Raw genomic sequence first — 20,128 nt, forward strand, 5'->3', positions numbered from 1 at the left:
GCACGCGTGTCGCCCCGAACCGGAGCGCGGGTTCTACCAAGCGGCGCAGGGCGCGCCGTCGACAGTGCAGCTCGCCGGCCGGGTGCCGGCCCGCTCGATGTGGAACCGCACCGGCAGGGACTGCCCCGGGGCCAGGTCGAATCCGCTGCGGTAGGTGAAGACGCCGTCGTCGAAGCGGAACACGCCCTGCTCGGCGCCCTCGACCCAGGCGGTGACCAGCCGGCCACCCGGGAACGCCGCGCGAACCGTCCAGCCCCGGTGCGTGCGCGCGGTGTTGACGAGCAGCACCTCGCCGATGAAGCCGCCGTCGAAGGCGCTCTGCACGCTGTACCTTCCGGTCACCACGGACGGCGGCGCCACGGGCGGAGGAGGCGACGGGGGCAGCACCGGCCGGGCGACGGCCCGAGGGTTGGGTGTCGACGCGGCCGGCGTCGGCGCGGCGGGCAGCACCGTGGACCGGGGCGACAGGCCCGGCCTCACCGGAGCGGTGGCGGAGACCGACGACGGACCGGTGGCGCCGACCGCCGTGGGGATCAGCGGCATGTGCGGCAGCGGCATCAGCGGATCGGCCGGATCGGCCGCCGGGAACGTGCTCCGGCCCCGGACCGAACCGAGCGCCACTGCCAGCAGGACCACCATCACGACCACGCCGGTGGCGACGAGGATCCAGGGGGACGAGGTCATTGCGGCTCCGGGCTGCGGGCCGGAGCGACGCTTGTGGGACATGGTCCTCCTGTCGGGGGTCCGGGCCAGCGTAGCCACCCGGACCGGGCTGCGGCGAGCATCCCGGTCGAGCACTGCCGCACGGCGTGAACACCTGATACCTTGCACGCCGATCAATGACCACAATGGCTCGTCGAGCCGGTAGGACGGATGGCCAGTGACTGAGTGGCAGGGCAACATCCGGCGGGCGTCCACGGCGGACGCCGCCGTCGTGACCGCGATTCTCGCCGAGGCGTTCATGCGGGATCCGGTGAGCGGCTGGGTCTTCCCGGCCGACGACCACCGCGCGCGGGTCCATCCCGCCTTCTTCGGACCGTTCGTCGCGCTGGCGCTGCGCACCGGGGAGGTCCACGTCGCTGGTGACGGGCTGGGCGCGACGCTCTGGCTGCCCACCGGCGACGGGCACGAGGCCGAGGACGGCGACGAGTTCGCCGAGATGGAGGCCGCGATCGGCGCGGAGGCCATGAAGCGGTTCGGCATGCTCGACGAGATGATGAGCGCCCGGCACCCGAGCGAGCCGCACTGGTACCTGCCCTTCATCGCGGTGCACCCGGACCATCACGGCAGGGGCGTCGGGTCGGCGCTGCTGCGTAACAAGCTGGCCGAGCTGGATCAGGCCGGTTCCGCCGCGTACCTGGAGGCCAGCTCGCCGCGCAACGCCGCGCTCTACGAGCGGCTCGGGTTCCGGCGCCGCCCGGTCACGCTCGACCTGCCGGACGGGCCCAGCCTCTACCCGATGTGGCGCGACCCGGCCTGACCGGATCGTCCCGCCCCGGGCCTCACCCGGGGCGGGACGTCAACGCCGTACCGTCGTGGTGCTGACGTCGAGCGCGCCCACGACGGCGGCGAGCAGTCCGTCGAGCTGCCCCGGCAGGAACCGCCGGCAGTCCCGCATCCGGACGCCGACCTGCGGGTCGAAGATGTTCGTGGCCAGTCCGACCGCCTCGGCGAGGCTTGCCAGCAGCAGCGTGCCCGGATCCAGCTCGGCCGGGGACGAGTGCATCAGCATGGCCGTCAGCCGGACCCGCGGCGAGGCCGCCTGGTTCGGGTCGTTGGCCGGCCAGCGCACCGTCCGGCCGATCAGTTTGCCCTGCTCCCGGCGGAGGACGCCGGCGGTGACCAGCCGGGTGCCCACGCGCTCGTTGATGTTGAGCTGGGTCCGCAGGTAGCGGATCCACAGCCGGGCCGGGTGCGCGCCCTCGCGACGGAGGATCTCGGTGATCAGCAGATCGGTCAGCGGCTCCTGCCACAGTCGTGGATCGACAGCGGCGAGCCCGCCGCCGTCGAGGGCGATCCGGCCCTCGAACATCAATTCGGCGAGCGCGGCGCCGGCCAGCCCGCACTCCAGCCGGTCGACGGCGACATGCGGCTTGCCGGTGAACTCGTCGTGTCCGATAAGGAACAGCGCATCCGCAAGCCGATAGGTGGCCTGCGCACCGGGGTAGGTCATGGTCCATCCTCGAACGGTGGCCGTGAACGTCGACACGGGACGGTACGGCATGACCACGCACAGCTCAATTCCGGTCGATGAGGCGCGCCCTAATCGATATCGAAGCGGGCTTGTGACAATCAGTGATCACCAATACCCTGCTTCAGGTTGTTCCGAAGTAGACAGCTGAACCCTCTCACTCCCCTCCCCTGGAGAAGCCTTGTCCTCCGATCCGTTCTTTTCCGACGGTGGGCTGCGCCGCGGTCGTCTCGGCACCGCTCACCTCGTCTTCTTCACAGTCGCCGCGTCGGCGCCGCTGACCGTTCTTGGCGGTGGTGTCACCACCATGTACGCCGTCAGCGGCAACATCGGCGCCGCGCTCGGGTACGTGCTGCTTGCGGCAGTACTCGCCGTCTTCGCCACCGGTTACGCCGCGATGAGCCGGTACGTCGCCAACGCGGGCGCGTTCTACGCGTACATCGCCAACGGCCTCGGCCGAGCCGGCGGGGTGGCCGGCTCGGCGGTCGCGCTGGCCGCGTACAACGCCATCCAGATCGGCCTCTACGGCCTGCTCGGCGCGATCCTCGGCGACTTCATGGACGCCAAGACCGGCATCAGCCTCGACTGGTGGGTCTGGGCGCTGCTGGCCTGGGTCTTCATCGGCGCGCTCGGCGTCCTGCGCATCGACCTGAACGCCACCGTGCTGGCGGTGCTGCTCATCCTCGAGTGCATCGCCGTGCTGATCTTCGACCTGGTCGCCTTCGCCAACCCGGCCGGCGGCACGGTCACCACCGCCGGCATCAGCCCCGGCCACCTGTTCGGCGCCGGATTCGGCGCGGTGCTCGCATTCACCATCGCCTCCTTCACCGGCTTCGAGAGCGGCGCCATCTACAGCGAGGAGGTCAAGGACCCGCGGCGCACCGTGGCCCGGGCCACCTACATCGCGGTGGTGTTCACCGGCCTGTTCTACGCCTTCTCCGCGTGGGCGCTGACCGTGCTGACCGGCCCGGAGAACGCGCCGGCGGCCAGCGCCGAGGCGGGACCCGGCATCATCTTCGGCGCACTCGACCAGTACACCGGCGCGGTCGTCGCGGACATCGCCAACGTCCTGTTCATCACCAGCGTGCTCGCCGCCCTGCTGTCGTTCCACAACGGCGTGGCGCGTTACCTGTTCGCGCTGGGCCGCGAGCGGGTCCTGCCGCGCTTCCTGGGCGCGACCTCCAGCCGCAGCGGCGCCCCGGTCGCGGGCTCGGTGGTGCAGAGCGTGCTCGCCGTCGTGGTGTTCCTGGCCTTCGCGATGACCGGCCGCGACCCGGTGATCGACCTGTTCACCTGGCTGTCCGGCGCGGCGGCGGTGGGCGTCGTGCTGCTGATGACGCTCACCTCGGCCTCCGTGGTGGGCTTCTTCCGGGGCCGTCCCGGCCCGGAGAGCGCGTGGCAGCGGGCGATCGCCCCGGGGCTCGGCACGATCCTGCTCACCGCCGTGCTGCTGGTACTGCTGTTCAACTTCGACGCGCTGCTCGCGCCCGACACCGCGAGCTACCTGAAGTGGCTGCTGCCGGCGATTCCGGTGGTGGCGGGCGTGCTCGGCCTGCTCTGGGGCCTGGTGCTGCGCACCAGCCGGCCCGAGACGTACCGCCGGATCGGCCAGGTCACCGAGGAGGGCCTGCACGAGCCCGGCCTGCACCCGGCCCCCGAGGCCGACCGCTGGGCCGGCGCCCACCACCGCTGACGCCAGTGGGCGCGGCGGCCGGCCCGCGAGGCCGGCCGCCGCGCCACCACGATCAGGCGGTACGGATGACTGTGCAGATCACCGGGCCGTCCTCGGTGGTGCGCAGCAGGTAGCGGTAGCGCTCGCCGGGCACCGCTCCGCCCTGGCTGTCCAGGAACTCCCAGCGCACCGCCACCTCGGTGAGCAGCGCCGAGACCTGTTGCACGTCCTCGATCTGCGCGTTCGCCGCCACCAGTTCCCGCTCCTGGTAATCGGGGGCGGCGCCGACGAAGCTGAGCGCCACCGCCGCGGGTGAGGTGAACGAGAAACTGTAGGTGTCGGCGACCACCAGCCCGGGCAGGGCGTAGCAGCCGGCGATGGCCGGCACGTCGGCGGTGGTCAGCGCCACGCCGTACCGGTCGAAGAAGTCGGTGAGCGTGTCGAGGTCGGTGGAAGCCGTCACGACGCTCCTCATTACCGGCCCAGCGCGGCGGCAAACCTTCCTCAGCGCGGCGGAATCCGCACCTCGATCTCGGCGCCGAGCTGCGCGCCATCGCTGAGGGCCAGGTCGTCGCCGCTCCAGAACCGCCCCGGGTCGTACCAGTTGGGCCGCCGCCCGGCGGGCAGCAGCCCCATCGCCTCGTAGGTCACCGCGACCACCTCGGCGCAGTACGCCGTCTCCAGCGCCCGCTCCCGGGCCCCGGCGCTGTCGCCGCCGACCGTGCCCGGGCCGTCGGTCTCTCCTCTGTCGCCGGTCATGCCCGGGCTGCCGGTCTCGCTCCGGTCGCCGATCCTGCCCAGGATGCCGCCCGGGCTCAGGCGGCGCGGGCGCGGCAGCCGGCCCCGGGCCCACCGCCAGGCGAGTTGCGCGGTGGACGGGAACGGCGTGCCGTCGAGACGCGCCACGGTACGCAGCACCGCCTCCTCCATCGCCGAATCCGCGGGCGGTTCGAGCTGACGCAGCCAGCCCCGCTGGCCGTACCGGTTGGCCCAGACGCAGACCGCGTCACGCAGGTTGTGCAACTGCACGCCACGCTGGTGGCTGCCGGTCCACATGTCCGGCAGCGAACGGCCCAGCTCGGCGTGCCACAGCAGCGGCGGCATGTCGTCGAGCACCACGGCCATGCCCACGTGGTTGACCGGGCTGTTTGTGGTGATCTGGATGGCCCGGTCGGGCACGCTGCGCCCACGGAACACCCACAGGTCGCCGGTACGGGTCAGCTCGACGGCCTCGTCCAGGCTGATGCTCATGGAGGACTACCCTATGCGGATGCGGCAACGGATGCGGTGGTGGAAGGTACTCGGACTCGCGGGTCTCGCCGGCGTCGCGGCGACCGGCGTGGTCGTGGCGCGCGCGGAACGGCGGCGCCGGGCGTACACGCCGGAGGAGATCCGGGACCGGCTGCGCGAGCGGCACGCGAAGGCGTCGTCGTCCTCCTGAACAAACGGTCACGGGACGGCGAGGTCGGGCGGGTTCTCCTAGCATCGGCGTGATGGGAACCAGCTTCTGGGAAAGCCCGTTCGTCCTCGATCCCCGGCCCGCCACTGTGGAACGGCACGGCGACGTCGACCTGCACGTACCCACCGGCGACGGCCCGCACCCCGCCGTCGTGATCGTGCACGGCGTACCGGGCCCGCCCGAGGCGCCGGATGCGCGCGACTGGCCGCTCTACCGGGGCTACGGCGCGCTGCTCGCCGAGCGGGACGTGTTGGCCGCGATCCCCCGGCTCACCGTGACGAGCCCGGACGACCTGTACGCCGTCGCCGCGCGGGTGGCCGCCGCCGCCGAACTGCTCCGCGCCGATCCTCGCGTCGACGCCGAGCGGCTCGGCCTCTGGTTCTTCTCCGGCGCCGGCCTGCTGCTCGGCGACTGGCTCCGCGACCCGCCCCGCTGGCTGCGCGGCCTGGCCGCGACCTATCCGCTGCTGGCCCCGCTGCCCGGGTGGCCACCGGTCGACCCACGCTTCCGCCCGCTCGACGCCCTGGACCCGCCCACTGCCACGGGTGACGCCGCTGCGTCGGGCACGGCCTCCCCCGACGGCACGGGTGTCGAGGCCACGCAGGCGGAGGGCGTGGCACGGCCGACGCTCGTGCTGACCCGGGCAGGGCGGGAGCGGCCCGAGGTCGCACCCACCATCGAGGCGTTCACGGCGGTCGCCCGGCGACGCGGCGTCCCCCTGCACGTCGTGGACGTGCCGAACGGTCAGCACGGATTCGACGCGCTCGACCACACCGAGGAGTCCCGAGCCGCCGTACGCACCGCCCGCGACACCCTGCTCGACCTGCTGACCGCCCCCTGACCACCGGCATCAGCGCCCGCCCTCCGCCTCCCACTCCCCAGGACCAACGTCCCGCAGAACGGACCACCTCAAGATCTGGCAGGGCACTGGGCGAGGCGGGGAGCTGGGCGAGGCGGGGAACGGAGCAGGACCGAGGCCCGGAGCAGGACCGAGGGCCTGAGCGCGGCCGTGGCCGGGGCCGGGGCGCGACCGGGGGCCGGGCACGACCAGGACCCGGAGCAGGACCCGAGGACCGGAGCAGGGCTGGGACGGCGGGGCCATGGCCCAGGGTGGGCCCGAAGTGCGAGCGCGGAGCGCGGCGGGGGGGTGGGTCAGCGGTCGGCTGCGGGGACCGCGTCGGGGGTGTCGGGCGCGTCCAGCGGATGCAGGCGCTTGGCCCGGCGGCGCAGCCACACGGTGCTGACCACGCCGGCCAGCACGGCGAGCACCAGCCCGACCCAAGAGATGTCCTTGAGCCAGTGCTCGGCGGCCCGGCCGAGGTAGAACAGCAGGTACGTCGTGCCGAACGCCCAGACCAGCCCGCCTGCGGCGTTCGCGATCAGGAATCGGCGGTACGGCACGCGCAGCGCCCCGGCCAGCGGGCCGGCGAGGATGCGCAACAGCGCGACGAACCGCCCGAAGAACACCGCCCAGACGCCGTGCCGGGCGAAGCTCAGCTCGGCACGGGCCAGGTGTGCGGGGCCGAGGTGCTTCGGGAAACGGCGGCCGAGCCGCTCCAGCAGGGGACGGCCACCGCGGCGGCCGACGGCGTACCCGACGGAGTCACCGAGAATCGCGCCGGTGGCTGCGGCGGCGGCCACCCACTCGGGCCCGACGGCGCCGGTGGCGGCGAGCAGGGCGGCGCTGACCAGCACGATCTCGCCGGGCAGCGGGATGCCCATGCTCTCCACGCCGATCACCGCGCCCACGAGCAGGCAGATCAGCCCCGGCGGGAGGGCGGCGAGCCAGTGCTGTACGTCGACCACCCGCCGACCCTACCCGCGCCCGGTCACCCGGCGGGGGCCAAGAACTCCAGGCGGTTGCCGTGCGGGTCGTGCGTGTGGAACCGCCGCATGCCGGGAATCTCCTCGTCGCCCCAGGTCACGGGGTGGCCGGCGGCGTCCAGGCGGGCGGCCAGCTCGTCCAGGTCGGGCCGCACCAACGCCGGGTGAGCCTTGCGGGCCGGGCGGAAGTCGTCCTCGACGCCCAGGTGCAGTTCGGCGCCGTACCCGGTGAACCAGCAACCGCCGCGGGCGGCGAGGGCCGGGGGTTTGGGCTTCTCGGTGAGGCCGAGCAGGCCGGTGTAGAAGGAGCGGGAGAGATCCTCGGAGCCGCGGGGGCAGGCGAGCAGGACGTGATGGATCATGGTGGCACCTCCTCGTCCCGCAGCGTGGCACGAGGTTGCGTGAATAGCAAGACGGACGTACGGTTTTGTAGAGACCGACGCAGGTAAGTGTTGCCTAAGCACGGCGGCGCCCCGGTCGGTGCGACAAACTGCTCAGGACTACTCACGGTCGCTGGTGTGAAGGAGTACGACGTGGCGAGCCTCGACACCTTCGGTGCGAAGACCCAGCTACGCGTCGGAGACGCGAGCTACGAGATTTTCAGGATCGACAAGGTGGAGGGCCACGAGCGACTGCCCTACAGCTTGAAGATCCTGCTGGAGAACCTGCTGCGGACCGAGGACGGCGCGAACATCACAGCCGACCACATCCAGCAGCTCGGCGCGTGGGACGCCACCGCCGACCCGAGCGTGGAGATCCAGTTCACCCCGGCCCGGGTGCTGATGCAGGACTTCACCGGCGTGCCCTGCGTGGTCGACCTGGCCACCATGCGCGAGGCGGTACGTGACCTCGGCGGCGACGCCACCAAGGTCAACCCGCTGGCACCGGCCGAGCTGGTCATCGACCACTCGGTCATCGCCGACCTGTTCGGCCGCGAGGACGCCTTCGAGCGCAACGTCGAGCTGGAGTACGAGCGCAACAAGGAGCGCTACCAGTTCCTGCGCTGGGGCCAGACCGCGTTCAACGAGTTCAAGGTCGTCCCGCCGGGCACCGGCATCGTGCACCAGGTCAACATCGAGTACCTGGCTCGTACGATCATGGAGCGCAACGGCCAGGCGTACCCGGACACTGTCGTCGGCACCGACTCGCACACCACCATGGTCAACGGCCTGGGCGTGCTGGGCTGGGGCGTCGGCGGCATCGAGGCCGAGGCCGCGATGCTCGGCCAGCCGGTCAGCATGCTGATCCCCCGCGTCGTCGGCTTCAAGCTCTCCGGCGAGATGCCGGCCGGCACCACCGCCACCGACCTGGTACTGACCATCACCGAGATGCTGCGCAAGCACGGCGTGGTCGGCAAGTTCGTCGAGTTCTACGGCCCGGGCGTGAGCGCGGTGCCGCTGGCCAACCGCGCCACCATCGGCAACATGTCGCCGGAGTACGGCTCGACTGTGGCGATCTTCCCGATCGACGCCGAGACCGTCCGGTACCTGGAGCTGACCGGCCGCGACGCGTCTCAGGTGGCGCTGGTCGAGGCGTACGCCAAGGAGCAGGGCCTCTGGCACGACCCGGAGCGCGAGCCGGAGTACTCCGAGCGCCTGGAGCTGGACCTGAGCACCATCGAGCCGTCGCTGGCCGGCCCGAAGCGCCCGCAGGACCGGGTGCCGCTGGGCAGCGCCAAGACGCTGTTCCGCGCCGCGCTCAGCGACTACGTGGCCGCCGACGAGACCGGCGGCGACCCGGGCCGCAAGCCGGGCGTGCCGCAGCAGGAGAAGCCGTTCGGCGCCGACGGCCCGGCCGACGAGGCGTCCGCCGAGTCCTTCCCGGCCAGCGACTCCCCCGCCAACGGCGTGAACGACCCGGCGGACGCGCCGCGCGACCTGGAGACCGCCGCGGTGGGCGCGGGCGGCCGGGCCAGCAATCCGGTACGCGTGACGGGCGCCGACGGCGCCGAGTACGAGCTGGACCACGGCGCGGTGGTGATCGCCGCGATCACCTCCTGCACCAACACCTCGAACCCGCAGGTGATGATCGGCGCCGCGCTGCTGGCCCGCAACGCGGTGGAGAAGGGCCTGGCCCGCAAGCCGTGGGTGAAGACCACCCTGGCGCCGGGCTCGAAGGTCGTCATGGACTACTACGACCGCGCCGGCCTCACCCCGTACCTGGACAAGCTCGGCTTCAACCTGGTCGGCTACGGCTGCACCACCTGCATCGGCAACTCCGGCCCGCTGCCGGAGGAGGTCTCCGCCGCCGTCAACGACGGTGACCTGGCCGTCGTGTCGGTGCTGTCCGGCAACCGGAACTTCGAGGGCCGGATCAACCCGGACGTCAAGATGAACTACCTGGCGTCCCCGCCGCTGGTGGTCGCGTACGCGCTCGCCGGCACCATGGACATCGACCTGGCCAACGAGCCGATCGGCGAGGACTCCCAGGGCAACCCGGTGTACCTGCGGGAGATCTGGCCGAACAGCGCCGAGATCCAGGACGTCATCGCCTCGGCGATCGGCGCGACCGGCTTCAGCGCCGCGTACGCCGACGTGTTCGCCGGTGACGAGCGCTGGCAGTCGCTGCCCACCCCGACCGGTGACACGTTCTCCTGGGACGGCGAGTCGACGTACGTGCGCAAGCCCCCGTACTTCGAGGGCATGCAGCAGGAGCCGGCCCCGGTGCAGGACATCGCCGACGCGCGGGTGCTGGCGAAGCTGGGCGACTCGGTGACCACCGACCACATCTCCCCGGCCGGCTCGATCAAGGCGGACTCCCCCGCCGGCAAGTACCTGGCCGAGCACGGCGTGGCCCGGCACGAGTTCAACTCGTACGGCTCCCGCCGGGGCAACCACGAGGTGATGATCCGGGGCACGTTCGCCAACATCCGGCTGCGCAACCAGCTCGTCCCGGGTGTCGAGGGCGGCTTCACCGTCAACCACCTGACCGGTGAGCAGACCTCGATCTACGACGCCTCGATGGCGTACCAGGAGGCGGGCGTCCCGCTGGTCATCCTGGCCGGCAAGGAGTACGGCTCCGGGTCGTCGCGTGACTGGGCCGCCAAGGGCACCATGCTGCTGGGCGTGAAGGCGGTCATCGCCGAGTCGTACGAGCGGATCCACCGCTCGAACCTGATCGGCATGGGCGTGCTGCCGCTGCAGTTCCCGGGCGGCGAGACCGCCGAGTCGCTGGGCCTGACCGGCACGGAGACGTTCTCGATCAGTGGCGTCACCGCGCTGAACGACGGTGACACCCCGCGCACGGTGAAGGTCACCACCGACACCGGCGTGGAGTTCGACGCCGTGGTCCGTATCGACACCCCGGGTGAGGCGGACTACTACCGGCACGGCGGCATCCTGCAGTACGTGCTGCGCCGGATGATCGCCAGCTGATCGCGTACGGCTGACGAAAGGGCCGCTTCCCGCTCCGGCGGGGAGCGGCCCTTTCGCGTATCCCGCTCATTGCGCAATTGCCATTCAATGAAATCCCTCGGCCCCCCGATCGCACATCCGACACTGCAAACAATCGACGTTGATGATTCATTGACGTGCGCCGACATCCGTCGATACGTTGCCGATATCGCGATGAACTGTGGGGCGCTCCAGTTTCGATCCAGGAATCGAACACTGGGAAGGATTTCATGAAAACGACTATCAGACTCCTGGCCCTGCCGGCCCTGATCCTGCCGGCCATCCTCGCCGGCACTCCGGCACTGGCCACCACCGGCACCACAGCGGGCACTGCAGCTCCGGCCGCTGTCACGTCGATCGAGCGCAAGGCGGGGTCGTCCTCGCAGGCCAGGGCCTACTGGACGGCCGAGCGGATGGCAGCCGCCACCCCGGCGGACGAGGTGGAGAAGTCCGCCGGCCCGGTCACCCAGAGCCCCACACCGGAGCGGGTGCGGCGCTTCGCGGAGTCGGTGGCGCCGAAGGACGGCAGCGGCTTCGGCGCCCAGCTCAACGAGTCGATCACGGTGGGGAAGATCTTCTACACCAGCTCGACCGACGGTCTGGGCCACTACTGCTCCGCGAGCGTGGTGAACAGCGCGGCGCGCAACATGGTCTTCACGGCCGCGCACTGCGTCCACGACGGGCCCGGCCGGGACTGGCACACCGCGAACTGGATGTTCGTGCCGTCCTACCGCAACGGCGCGCAGCCGTACGGCACCTGGGACTGGTCCACGCTCGCGGTGCCGAGCGGCTGGATCAGCACCCGCGAGCGGCAGTACGACGTGGCGGTGGCGCTCGTCTACGGCAGCCGGTCGGTCGTGGACGCGGTCGGCGCGAACGGGCTGCTCACCGGCGGTGGCCGGGCGTACCACTACGACGTCTTCGGCTACCCGAGCAACAAGGACAGCGGCGAGATCCAGTGGGTCTGCTCGGGCACGTCGCGGGACGCGGGCAGCAACCGCATCGAGATGAACTGCGGCTTCGGCGGTGGTTCCAGCGGTGGTCCGTGGTACTACAGCTATGACAACACCACCAGGCGTGGTGACGTGCACGGGGTGATGAGTTACTCCAGCGGCTCGAACACGAACGGCTCGCCCTACTTCTCCGCCGCTGTGGTGGGGACGCTCTACAACACGTACGCGAACGACACCTGGTGAACGACGGTCTGCCTGGTGTGCCGAGCGGCACGCCAGGCAGACCGGCACCCGACCCGAAGGCCCGCAGGGAGGCGACATGTCACACCGGGTGCTGCTCGGCGCGGCGGGCGCGGCGGCGCTCGCAGTGGCCGTCGCCGTCGTGGTCGTCGCGACGCGCGACACCGGGACGACGCGTCCCGCGCCCGGCCCGGTGGTCGCCACACACAATCCGAGTCCCGGCGCCACCGATCCGTCCGAATACTGGACGAGGGAAAGAATGCGGGACGCGATCGGCGACTGAATCGACATTACGCTTCGCGGAAATCGTCGGCGCAATTCTCGTCCCGGCCTCAGCCGACGGCGCTCTCCAACACGGCCTTGAGCCGGGCCAGATCCCCCTCTACGAGCGCGGTGTCCCGGTCGAAGTCCGCGTCGCTCATGCCGGGCATCCGCCGCAGGCTGAACACCACCTCGGTGGCGTCGCCGTCGGCGATGGCGCGCAACGGCACGTACACAGTTTCGCCGGCCGGCGTCAGCACCTCGTGGTCGAGCACGCCGTACTCGTTTGCCGGCGCGAACGTCAGTCGCGCCCGCCCCTCGGGTGTGTCCACGAACCACTGGCCGTCGACCCGGGCCACCGAGCCGCCGAGGCCCGGCGCCCAGCGGGGCAGGTTCGCCGGGTCGGCGGCGAAGGCGTACACCTGCGCGACCGGCCGGTCGATGTGGACGCCGAGGTGCCGGGTGTCAGTGGCCATGCGCCGATGGTGCCATGCCTGTCGCACGCGCACGCTACGCTGCCGCCGATTCCGACAGGCACCCCGAGAGGCAACCCCATGGGCATGATCTTCAACGCACGCCGGCTGTCCGCCGAGGAGCTGGCGGCGGTGCTCGCCGACCCGGAGAAGGTCGGCACCCTGTTCCAGGGTGGCCCGGACGAGCTCGACCTCGACAAGGCGTGGCACGGGCTGCACTACCTGCTGAACGGCACCACGTACGAGGTCCGGGGCGACGCCGGCCCGGCGATCATCGGGGGCGACCCGATCGGCCCGGATCTCGGGATGGGCCCGGCCCGGCTGCTCATGCCCGACGCCGTGCGCGCCGTGGCCGCCGGGCTCGACACGTTGGACGAGGCGACGCTGCGGGACCGCTTCGACCCGGCGGCCATGTCGGAGGCCGAGATCTACCCCCACATCTGGGAGGACGGCGACGACGAGTTCGACGGCTACCTGCTGCCGAACTTCACCGCGCTGCGCGACTTCTACCGCGCCGCGGCCGAGCACGGGGACGGCGTGCTGCTCGCCATCACCTGACCCGCCGGCAACGAGCCGCCGCAAACGAGCCGCCGGAAACGGGTGCGCACCGACGGCCGGGCGCCGGTAGCGTGCCGGCGTGGGACTCGACGCGTTCGTGTACTGCCGGTGCTGGCAGGACGGCCTCACCACGCTCTGCCCGGTCGAACCGGTCGGCATCGACGAGGAGGGCTATCTCGCGCTGTTGCTGCAGTGGGAGGGCAACAAGGCCGCGCACCGCACGTTCGACGCCTGGCAGGCGGAGGCGTGCCCGCACAAGGCCATGGAGCAGGCGAGCGAGCACGTGTCCAACTGGGCCGGTGTGCGGCTGTTCCAGCAGGCGCTACGCGCCGCCGGCCCGGAGCACTTCCCGACGCTCGCCACCGCGCTCCCGAACCTCAACGGCGGCTCGCTGCCGGCCGACCGGGCGGCGGTGGCGCTCGCCGAGCTGGACGCGTTCGCGCGCACCGACCGGATCACCGACGAGGTCGAACTGATCGACGAGGCGACCGGCCGGGTGCTGATGCAGTACGTCGAGAGCTACCACGGGGTGTTCATGTTCGGCCCGGACTACCAGGCCGGGGTCGATCCGGACGGCTTCTTCGTCCTCGACCGCGCCGATCCGCCCGCCACGCTGTTCCGGGCCGTCCGGTTCGGCCAGCGGCCGCTGCCCGGCGACCGGGTGGAGCTCACCGCCGGCGGGACGCGGACGGTGCTGGCGATGCGGCCGGTGGGCACGCACGGCGAGCCGCCGCCCGAGCGGCTCGCGGTACGGTCCCGGAGCCGGTCGGGCGACGACTTCGCCTACATCGTGGAGCCGCTGCGCCGGCTGTGTGCGGCGTCCGTGGCCACCGGCAACCCGGTGATGTGGGTCTGACGCGCCGCACTCACCACGGGATGACGCCCGCGTCCTCGAAGTAGCCGCCGGTCGGACCGTCGTCGGGCAGCGTCGCCAGCCGGATCGCGATCGCCGCGCCCTGTTGCGGCGTCCGCACACCGCGGAAGCCGTTCAGGTCGGTCGCTGTGAAACCCGGGCAGCCGGCGTTGATCAGGAGGCCCGTGCCGGCCAGCGCCCGCGCGTACTGGATGGTCACCGCGTTGAGCATGCTCTTCGACGGCGAGTACGCCACGGACAGCGGCCCGGTCTGATGCTCGCCCTCCGAGGCGCTCTGCCGGGTCAGTGAGCCGACGCCGCTGGACATGTTGACGATCCGGGGCGACGCCGAGCGGCGCAGCAGCGGCAGCATCGCCTCGGTCACCCGGACCACCCCGATCACGTTGACCTCGACGGCGGTCCGGATGGTCGCGAGGTCGACGTCACCCGGGTGCTGCGGCACGCCACCGGTCACGCCCGCGTTGTTGACGAGCACGTCCAGGCCGCCGGCCTCCGCCTCCAGCAGCCGGACGGCGGCGGTCACGCTCGCGTCGTCGGTGACGTCCAGCGGTACGCCGAACGCGTCCACGCCGCCCGCGCGCAGCTTCGCCACCGCCTCGGCGAGCCGCCGCTCGTCGCGGGCGCCGACGCCCACCCGCCAGCCGAGCGCGCCCAGGCCGGCCGCGATCTCGTACCCGATTCCCTTGTTCGCGCCGGTCACCAGCGCAATCGTCCGTTCACTCATGCCCTCGATCCTGGCCGCGGGCCGCACGGGCCTCCAACACCGCTTCGGTGGCGTGCGATACCTGGCGGGTATCGATCCGGGGGTACGGTGACGGAATGGAGACGCGGGAGCTTCGCTACTTCGTGGCGGTCGCCGAGGAGCTGCACTTCGGCCGGGCCGCGCGCCGCATCGGCATCGCCCAGCCGCCGCTGTCGCGGGCGATCCGGCAGCTCGAACGCCGCCTCGGCGTGACCCTGCTGGAGCGGGACAGCCGCAGCGTCGCGCTCACCGCGGCCGGGTCGGTGCTGCTGCGGGAGGGCCGGGCCGCCCTCGACGCCGTGGACGCCGCCGACCGCCGCACCCGCCGCGCCGGGCAGGCCGCGACCGGTGGCCCCGGGCTGGTGCTGGCGACCAAGGCGGGGGCGTCGAGCGAGCTGCTGCCGAAACTGCTCGACGCGTACGCCGCCGAGCCGGACGCGGTCCCCGTCGAGGTCCTGCTGTGCGGCATCGGCGAACAGGAACGGCTGCTGCGCGACGGGCGCGCCGACGTGGCGCTGCTGCACCTGCCGTTCGACTCGACGACCGGGCTGGACACCGAGGAGCTGATCACCGAACCACAGGTGGCGATCCTGCCGACCGGACATCCGCTGGCCCGGCGGCCGCACCTGCTGATGGCCGAGGTGGAGGCGCTGCCGGACCTGCCGATGCCGCGCTGGCCCCGGGCCGACGGGTCGTACCCGGACGGGCCGGGCCCCGAGGTCCGGGACCACGCCCAGTTGTTCCAGCTCATCGCGCTCGGCCGGACCGTGGTGGTGCTGCCGGAGTCGGCCCGGTCGCTGCTGCTCGCCGACCTGGCCGCGGTGCCGGTGCCGGACGCGCCCGCGGTGACCACAGTCATCGCGTGGCCACCGCACAGCCGGTCCCGGGCGCTGGCCGGCCTGATCCGGACCGCCACCCGCCTCTGACGACGGCTCCTAGGCGGGCAACTCCTTGCGCATCTGCTGGGTGACCACCCGGTATCCCGACGTCTCGTACAGCTTGCGCGCCGTCTCGTTGGCGCCGAAGACGTTCAGCTCCAGCGCCTGGGCCCCGTGCTCTCGGGCCGCCCGCTCCCCGGCCGTGAGCAGCGCCCGCCCGAGCCCTCGGCCCCGGTGCCCGGCCGCCACCTCGATGTCGTAGAGGTAGGCGCAGCCGGCGAGGCCGCGCGGATGGGTGAGGCTGATCCACAGGCGTCCGACCGGCGAGCCGTCGGCCAGCACGCCGAGCAGGAACAGCATGCCGGGCGTGGCCATGCCCTGCGGCAGCAGCACGGCGTTCGCCTCCCGTGCGCGGTCGGGCGCCTCCTCCGGAGTCCAGTTGCCGGCGGTGACGTGCTCCCGCGCGTACTCCGCGGTCAACTCGTCCTGCCAGCTGTCGAACTCCTCCGGGGTCATCGCCCGGACGCTCAGCTCGGTCATGCGGCTCAGGCTCTCACGATTCGCCCGCCCGGGCTGCCCCGGGAATCCGTGGCGGCGAGGCGCTCAGTCGGTGGCGGCGCGACGGCGGGCCTCGCGCACCTTCATGGCGTGCTCCAGCAGCGTGATCAGCACCTCCTTGGCCGACTCGCGCTTGCGCGCGTCGCACAGCACCACCGGTACGCCCGGGTCCAGGTCGAGCGCGGCCTGCACCTCGTCGAGCCGGAACTTCTTGGCGCCCTCGAAGCAGTTCACCGCCACCACGAACGGCGTGCCGCGCCCTTCGAAGTAGTCGATCGACGGGAAGCAGTCCGCCAGACGGCGTGTGTCGGCGAGCACCACCGCCCCGAGCGCGCCGAGCGCCAGCTCGTCCCAGACGAACCAGAACCGGTCCTGCCCGGGCGTGCCGAACAGGTAGAGCACCAGGTCGTCGCTGATGGTGATCCGGCCGAAGTCCATCGCCACAGTGGTGGTCGACTTCTCCTCCACGCCGGACAGGTCGTCGATGCCGATCCCGGTCTCGGTCAGCACCTCCTCGGTGCGCAGCGGTTTGGTCTCGCTGACCGCGCCCACCATGGTGGTCTTGCCGACGCCGAACCCGCCCGCGATCAGGATCTTGATCGCGGTGGGCAGCGGCGCGGCGCCCGCCGGCCGCTCAGAGCGCCCGTAGTCCATTGATTACCGCCTCGAAAACGTGCTCGTCGGGAAGGCCGGCGGCGGTCGCGCGCGGCTCGCGTACCTGCACCAGGCTGCGGGCGGCCAGGTCTCCGAGGAGGACCCGGACCGTGCCCACCGGCAGGTCGAGATGAGCGGCGATCTCGGCCACGGAGAGAATCCGCTGGCAGAGGCCGACTATCGCCACATGCTCCGGGCCCAGCCCGGAATCCGATCCGACCTCCGCGCGGGTCGCGGTGACCAGCGAGATCAGGTCGAACGTGCCGGTCACCGGGCGGGCCCGGCCGCCGGTCACCGCGTACGGGCGCACCACCGGGCCGGCGTGGTCGTCCACCCACTCCTGCTCCGCGGAGTCCCCCCGGCCGGTCATCGTGCCGTGTTCTCGCCGAGGGGCTGTTCCCGGGTCGGTGACGCGACGAACCGGCCGACCCGGGTGACCAGCATGGCCATCTCGTACGCGATCAGGCCGACGTCCGCGTCCTCCGAGGCCAGCACCGCCAGGCAGGCGTTGCGCCCGGCCGCGGTGACGAACAGGAAGGAGGACTGCATCTCGATGATGGTCTGCTGTACGTGCCCGCCGCCGAATCGCTTGCCCGCGCCACGGGCCAGGCTCTGGATACCCGCCGCCATGGCGGCCAGGTGCTCGCCGTCGTCCCGGCTCAATCCGCGGGACGAGGCCATCAGCAGTCCGTCGGTGGAGAGCGCCACGGCGTGCTCCGCCTGCTTGACCCGGCCGACCAGGTCATCCAGCAGCCACGTCAGATCCGCGCTCGAAGCCGTCTTCTGCGCCACTCGTCGTCCTCTTCTTCCCGGCTGTGTGCCGTTCTCTTCCGGTTTGCGTCGCGTCGACGTTCCGGTCAGGTGACCTGCTCGTCCGCGTCGGCCGGCGCACCGCCGGCCCCCTGCGCCCTGCCGAGCAGGCGCGCGGCATCGGTACGGCCGCGTCGGGTGCCGCTCTGGTAGGAGCTCATCATCCGGCGCACCTGCTCCGGTGCACGCGCCGTGTCGTCGTCGTCGGCGGCGTCCTCGTCCGCCTCGGTCTGGTCGTGTCGCAGTTCCGGCGCGAGGCTGGCCTGGCGTACCCGGACCGGCAGCCCGGCGTCGGTCACCGGCGACGCCTCCGGCTCAGCCGCCGGAGAGGGAGTCGGCTCGGCGGCCGGACGGCGTTCCACCACCGCCAGCTCCGTGGTCGGGCCCGCCACCGCCGGCTGCCGCTTACGGGTACGGGCGGGCAGCCCGGACGGGGTCAGCCGGGGCGCCTGCGTCGCCGGCTCCGGCACGGGCGGGGCCGGCTCGGCCGGGTCGTCCGGTTCGGCGCCACCGTCGGCGCCGGACGCGGTGGCCGGTTCGGTACCGGCGTCGGCCGGTGTGCTCTGGGTGGCGGGCACGGCCCGCTCGGCGGCCGGAGGGCCGTCGGATCCACCGGCGCCGTCGGCGGTGGTGATCAGTTCGCGCGGGATCAGCACCACGGCTGTGGTCCCGCCGTACGCGGATTCCTTGAGCTGCACCTTGACGCCGTGCCGCTCGGTGAGCCGGCTGACCACGAACAGGCCGAGCCGGGCGGCGTCGGCCAGGTTCAGCTCGGACCGGTCGACGATGCGCGCGTTGGCGGCGGCCATCTCGTCGTGGCTCATGCCGAGGCCCCGGTCCTCGATCTCGATGGCGAAGCCGTTCGCGACGAGCTGACCGCGGACCTCCACAGTGGTCTGCGGCGGCGAGAAGGAGAGCCCGTTCTCGATCAGCTCGGCCAGCAGGTGGATGACGTCGCCGACGGCGCGGCCGGTCAGCGACACCTCGCCGAGCGGACGCACTGTCACCCGGGTGTAGTCCTCGACCTCGGCGACCGCGCCGCGGACCACGTCGACCATCGGCACGTTGCGTCGCCAGGCCCGGCCGGGCGTCGAGCCGGAGAGCACGATCAGGTTCTCGGCGTTGCGCCGCATCCGGGTGGCCAGGTGGTCGACCCGGAACAGGTCCTCCAGCTCCTCGGCGTCGTGTTCCCGCCGTTCCATCGCGTCCAGCAGCGTGAGCTGCCGGTGCACGAGCGCCTGGGTGCGCCGGGCCAGGCTGAGGAAGACCTCGCGTACGCTGCGGCGCAGCTCGGCCTGCTCGACGGCGGTGCGGACGGCGGTCTCCTGCACGACGTTGAACGCCTTACCCACCTGGCCGATCTCGTCGTCACCGAACTGCAACGGCGGCGCCTCGCGGGCGACGTCCACCTCCTCGCCGCGGCCCAGCCGCTCCACCACGCTCGGCAGCCGCTCGTGCGCCAGGTGGAAGGCCGCCTCCCGCAGCCGTTCGAGCTGCCGCACAAGCGCCCGCGCCGTGGTGATCGAGACGACCACGGAGGCGATGACGGCGAGCAGGCCGAGACCGGCGGCGAGCACCAGCCGCACGATGACGCCGATCGCGACCGGCATGGCGCGGGCCACGATGTCCTCACCGCCGGCCAGGATCACCCCGCGCAGGTCGGCCATCGCCTGCTCGGCGGCGGCCTGCCACGCCGCGGCGGTCACCGGCGGGCGCACGTCGGCGCCCTTGGCCGCGAGGACCCGGTCCTGCAGTGTCCGCAGCTGCTGGAACGCGTCGCCCTCGACCATCCGTTCGAAGCGTGCGCGGTCGGTCGGGGCAAGGTCCCGGGCGGTGCGGTCGGCGAGGAACCACTGCGCGCCGACCAGGCGGGCGAACGCGGTCTGCTCGGCCACGGTGATCCGGTTGGCCGCGATCGCGCCGGTGATCAGCGCGTCCTGTTGGGACAGCAGTTCCCGGGACCGGTTGAGGTCGATGAGCGCGGCGGTGTCCTTGGCGATCTCGTCGTCGTCGAGACCACCGAGCGCGTCGAAGACGGCGAAGATCGCGTCGACCGCCTCGTCGTACGCGGCGAGCGTGGCGGTCCGGTCGATGGTCTTGCGGCTCACGTCGGCGCGTACCTGGCCGATCTGGTCCAGCTCGGTCTTCAGCTCACCGAGCCGCTGCATCAGCTCCTCGCTGGCCGGGACCTCGGTGCGCCAGTCCTGCACCGAGCGCCACAGCGCGGCGGCGGTCTCGTCGGTACGCGCGCGCTGGGCGTCCAGCTCCCGCAGCCGGACCGGGTCGGACTCGCCCAGGTAGCGCAGCGACAGCCGCCGCTCGGCCTGCAGGTCCTGCAGCAGCGGGTCGCTCGGCTCGAAGACGCGCGCGTTGAGCGCCTGCACTCCGAGCAGGTTGAACCCGTCCCGCACGGTCACCCACGCGGCGAACGCCCACAGCGCGATCAGCGACGCCAGCAGCGCGATGATCTTCGTACGGAGATTCGTACTGCGGGAACCCATCACACCGTCCTGGCCCGGTCTACGGTCGGTCCGAAATCCGATCGACTCCGGCGCACGCTAGCAGCCGTCGTGAACTCCGTTCAAGCGA

23 protein-coding genes are annotated in these 20,128 nt (G+C 72.2%); 10 read left to right on the top strand and 13 right to left on the bottom strand.

The genetic code is table 11. The features are described from left to right. Positions 1-33: 33 nt before the first annotated feature. Positions 34-684 (bottom strand): cellulose binding domain-containing protein, encoded by a 651-nt coding sequence (locus tag FHU28_RS24405; protein ID WP_260413090.1) that lies wholly within the window; start codon positions 682-684, stop codon positions 34-36. Between the two features lie 196 nt (positions 685-880). Between FHU28_RS24405 and FHU28_RS33130 the strand changes: the two genes are divergently transcribed. Further along, positions 881-1,480, top strand: a complete 600-nt coding sequence (locus FHU28_RS33130) for a GNAT family N-acetyltransferase (RefSeq protein WP_073831364.1) — start codon at positions 881-883, stop codon at positions 1,478-1,480. Between the two features lie 39 nt (positions 1,481-1,519). On the opposite strand, the gene FHU28_RS24415 is transcribed toward FHU28_RS33130, so the two are convergent. Continuing rightward, positions 1,520-2,173, bottom strand: coding sequence for a GOLPH3/VPS74 family protein (locus FHU28_RS24415; protein WP_184686760.1), 654 nt, complete (start codon positions 2,171-2,173; stop codon positions 1,520-1,522). A 199-nt stretch (positions 2,174-2,372) separates the two neighbouring features. On the opposite strand from FHU28_RS24415, the gene FHU28_RS24420 reads away from it, so the two are divergent. After that, positions 2,373-3,884, top strand: a complete 1,512-nt coding sequence (locus tag FHU28_RS24420) for an APC family permease (RefSeq protein ID WP_184686761.1) — start codon at positions 2,373-2,375, stop codon at positions 3,882-3,884. A 52-nt stretch (positions 3,885-3,936) separates the two neighbouring features. Here the strand turns inward: FHU28_RS24420 and FHU28_RS24425 are convergent, their stop codons facing one another. Both FHU28_RS24425 and FHU28_RS24430 read right to left on the bottom strand, forming a co-directional pair. Continuing rightward, on the bottom strand, positions 3,937-4,326 hold the full coding sequence (locus FHU28_RS24425) for a hypothetical protein (protein ID WP_064445336.1): 390 nt from the start codon (positions 4,324-4,326) through the stop codon (positions 3,937-3,939). A gap of 41 nt (positions 4,327-4,367) precedes the next feature. Beyond that, positions 4,368-5,114, bottom strand: a complete 747-nt coding sequence (locus FHU28_RS24430; RefSeq protein ID WP_184686762.1) for a hypothetical protein — start codon at positions 5,112-5,114, stop codon at positions 4,368-4,370. On the opposite strand from FHU28_RS24430, the gene FHU28_RS24435 reads away from it, so the two are divergent. Further along, a complete protein-coding gene (locus tag FHU28_RS24435; protein ID WP_139135452.1) occupies positions 5,113-5,304 on the top strand; it encodes a hypothetical protein in 192 nt (63 codons plus the stop codon). The genes FHU28_RS24430 and FHU28_RS24435 overlap by 2 nt on opposite strands. A gap of 52 nt (positions 5,305-5,356) precedes the next feature. Further along, positions 5,357-6,163: an alpha/beta hydrolase family protein gene (locus FHU28_RS24440; RefSeq protein ID WP_221453284.1), complete on the top strand. Its 807-nt coding sequence runs from the start codon at positions 5,357-5,359 to the stop codon at positions 6,161-6,163. Positions 6,164-6,474: 311 nt separating this feature from the next. On the opposite strand, the gene FHU28_RS24445 is transcribed toward FHU28_RS24440, so the two are convergent. Together FHU28_RS24445 and FHU28_RS24450 are read right to left on the bottom strand one after the other, a co-directional pair. After that, on the bottom strand, positions 6,475-7,128 hold the full coding sequence (locus FHU28_RS24445; protein WP_184686764.1) for a DedA family protein: 654 nt from the start codon (positions 7,126-7,128) through the stop codon (positions 6,475-6,477). 23 nt (positions 7,129-7,151) lie between these two features. After that, positions 7,152-7,508, bottom strand: coding sequence for a VOC family protein (locus FHU28_RS24450; RefSeq protein ID WP_184686765.1), 357 nt, complete (start codon positions 7,506-7,508; stop codon positions 7,152-7,154). 156 nt (positions 7,509-7,664) lie between these two features. On the opposite strand from FHU28_RS24450, the gene FHU28_RS24455 reads away from it, so the two are divergent. The 3 genes from FHU28_RS24455 (at position 7,665) to FHU28_RS24465 (ending at position 12,014) form a co-directional block, all read left to right on the top strand. Beyond that, positions 7,665-10,520 (top strand): aconitate hydratase, encoded by a 2,856-nt coding sequence (locus tag FHU28_RS24455; protein ID WP_184686766.1) that lies wholly within the window; start codon positions 7,665-7,667, stop codon positions 10,518-10,520. Positions 10,521-10,768: 248 nt separating this feature from the next. Further along, positions 10,769-11,734, top strand: a complete 966-nt coding sequence (locus FHU28_RS24460; protein ID WP_184686767.1) for a trypsin-like serine peptidase — start codon at positions 10,769-10,771, stop codon at positions 11,732-11,734. A 76-nt stretch (positions 11,735-11,810) separates the two neighbouring features. Then, entirely contained in the window at positions 11,811-12,014 is a 204-nt protein-coding gene (locus FHU28_RS24465; RefSeq protein ID WP_184686768.1) for a hypothetical protein, read from the top strand. Between the two features lie 49 nt (positions 12,015-12,063). On the opposite strand, the gene FHU28_RS24470 is transcribed toward FHU28_RS24465, so the two are convergent. Then, positions 12,064-12,468 (bottom strand): SRPBCC family protein, encoded by a 405-nt coding sequence (locus FHU28_RS24470; protein WP_184686769.1) that lies wholly within the window; start codon positions 12,466-12,468, stop codon positions 12,064-12,066. An 84-nt stretch (positions 12,469-12,552) separates the two neighbouring features. Between FHU28_RS24470 and FHU28_RS24475 the strand changes: the two genes are divergently transcribed. Continuing rightward, positions 12,553-13,023, top strand: a complete 471-nt coding sequence (locus FHU28_RS24475) for a YfbM family protein (protein WP_260413091.1) — start codon at positions 12,553-12,555, stop codon at positions 13,021-13,023. Positions 13,024-13,102: 79 nt separating this feature from the next. Beyond that, positions 13,103-13,879: a hypothetical protein gene (locus FHU28_RS24480; RefSeq protein WP_184686771.1), complete on the top strand. Its 777-nt coding sequence runs from the start codon at positions 13,103-13,105 to the stop codon at positions 13,877-13,879. Between the two features lie 10 nt (positions 13,880-13,889). Here the strand turns inward: FHU28_RS24480 and FHU28_RS24485 are convergent, their stop codons facing one another. Further along, positions 13,890-14,621 (bottom strand): SDR family oxidoreductase, encoded by a 732-nt coding sequence (locus FHU28_RS24485; protein WP_184686772.1) that lies wholly within the window; start codon positions 14,619-14,621, stop codon positions 13,890-13,892. Positions 14,622-14,716: 95 nt separating this feature from the next. Here FHU28_RS24485 and FHU28_RS24490 point away from each other — a divergent pair, with 95 nt between their 5' ends. Next, complete coding sequence (locus FHU28_RS24490) at positions 14,717-15,565, top strand: LysR family transcriptional regulator (RefSeq protein WP_184686773.1); 849 nt, start codon at positions 14,717-14,719, stop codon at positions 15,563-15,565. A gap of 9 nt (positions 15,566-15,574) precedes the next feature. On the opposite strand, the gene FHU28_RS24495 is transcribed toward FHU28_RS24490, so the two are convergent. The 5 genes from FHU28_RS24495 to FHU28_RS24515 all read right to left on the bottom strand — a co-directional run bounded on the left by FHU28_RS24495 (position 15,575) and on the right by FHU28_RS24515 (position 20,040). Continuing rightward, on the bottom strand, positions 15,575-16,057 hold the full coding sequence (locus FHU28_RS24495; RefSeq protein WP_116507209.1) for a GNAT family N-acetyltransferase: 483 nt from the start codon (positions 16,055-16,057) through the stop codon (positions 15,575-15,577). A gap of 63 nt (positions 16,058-16,120) precedes the next feature. Continuing rightward, positions 16,121-16,729 carry a GTP-binding protein gene (locus FHU28_RS24500; protein WP_184686774.1) on the bottom strand — a complete coding sequence of 203 codons (609 nt, stop codon included), beginning with the start codon at positions 16,727-16,729 and terminating at the stop codon, positions 16,121-16,123. Then, a complete protein-coding gene (locus tag FHU28_RS24505; protein ID WP_184686775.1) occupies positions 16,710-17,099 on the bottom strand; it encodes a DUF742 domain-containing protein in 390 nt (129 codons plus the stop codon). Before FHU28_RS24505 ends, FHU28_RS24500 begins: the two co-directional genes overlap by 20 nt. Next, on the bottom strand, positions 17,096-17,521 hold the full coding sequence (locus FHU28_RS24510; RefSeq protein WP_091420341.1) for a roadblock/LC7 domain-containing protein: 426 nt from the start codon (positions 17,519-17,521) through the stop codon (positions 17,096-17,098). The genes FHU28_RS24505 and FHU28_RS24510 overlap by 4 nt, the downstream gene beginning before the upstream one ends. A gap of 65 nt (positions 17,522-17,586) precedes the next feature. Continuing rightward, positions 17,587-20,040: a sensor histidine kinase gene (locus tag FHU28_RS24515; RefSeq protein WP_184686776.1), complete on the bottom strand. Its 2,454-nt coding sequence runs from the start codon at positions 20,038-20,040 to the stop codon at positions 17,587-17,589. Positions 20,041-20,128: the final 88 nt, after the last annotated feature.

It is taken from the genome of Micromonospora echinospora, assembly GCF_014203425.1.
GTDB lineage: Bacteria > Actinomycetota > Actinomycetes > Mycobacteriales > Micromonosporaceae > Micromonospora > Micromonospora echinospora_A.

Bases quoted from the DNA above. Each gene is read 5' to 3' on its own strand.
- FHU28_RS24505 (WP_184686775.1), bottom strand. From the start codon at position 17,099: ATGACCGGCCGGGGGGACTCCGCGGAGCAGGAGTGGGTGGACGACCAC.
- FHU28_RS24405 (WP_260413090.1), bottom strand. From the start codon at position 684: ATGACCTCGTCCCCCTGGATCCTCGTCGCCACCGGCGTGGTCGTGATG.
- FHU28_RS24465 (WP_184686768.1), top strand. From the start codon at position 11,811: ATGTCACACCGGGTGCTGCTCGGCGCGGCGGGCGCGGCGGCGCTCGCA.
- FHU28_RS24470 (WP_184686769.1), bottom strand. From the start codon at position 12,468: ATGGCCACTGACACCCGGCACCTCGGCGTCCACATCGACCGGCCGGTC.
- FHU28_RS24435 (WP_139135452.1), top strand. From the start codon at position 5,113: ATGGAGGACTACCCTATGCGGATGCGGCAACGGATGCGGTGGTGGAAG.
- FHU28_RS24440 (WP_221453284.1), top strand. From the start codon at position 5,357: ATGGGAACCAGCTTCTGGGAAAGCCCGTTCGTCCTCGATCCCCGGCCC.
- FHU28_RS24495 (WP_116507209.1), bottom strand. From the start codon at position 16,057: ATGACCGAGCTGAGCGTCCGGGCGATGACCCCGGAGGAGTTCGACAGC.
- FHU28_RS24430 (WP_184686762.1), bottom strand. From the start codon at position 5,114: ATGAGCATCAGCCTGGACGAGGCCGTCGAGCTGACCCGTACCGGCGAC.
- FHU28_RS24500 (WP_184686774.1), bottom strand. From the start codon at position 16,729: ATGGACTACGGGCGCTCTGAGCGGCCGGCGGGCGCCGCGCCGCTGCCC.
- FHU28_RS24490 (WP_184686773.1), top strand. From the start codon at position 14,717: ATGGAGACGCGGGAGCTTCGCTACTTCGTGGCGGTCGCCGAGGAGCTG.
- FHU28_RS24485 (WP_184686772.1), bottom strand. From the start codon at position 14,621: ATGAGTGAACGGACGATTGCGCTGGTGACCGGCGCGAACAAGGGAATC.
- FHU28_RS24415 (WP_184686760.1), bottom strand. From the start codon at position 2,173: ATGACCTACCCCGGTGCGCAGGCCACCTATCGGCTTGCGGATGCGCTG.
- FHU28_RS24515 (WP_184686776.1), bottom strand. From the start codon at position 20,040: ATGGGTTCCCGCAGTACGAATCTCCGTACGAAGATCATCGCGCTGCTG.
- FHU28_RS24475 (WP_260413091.1), top strand. From the start codon at position 12,553: ATGATCTTCAACGCACGCCGGCTGTCCGCCGAGGAGCTGGCGGCGGTG.
- FHU28_RS24450 (WP_184686765.1), bottom strand. From the start codon at position 7,508: ATGATCCATCACGTCCTGCTCGCCTGCCCCCGCGGCTCCGAGGATCTC.
- FHU28_RS24460 (WP_184686767.1), top strand. From the start codon at position 10,769: ATGAAAACGACTATCAGACTCCTGGCCCTGCCGGCCCTGATCCTGCCG.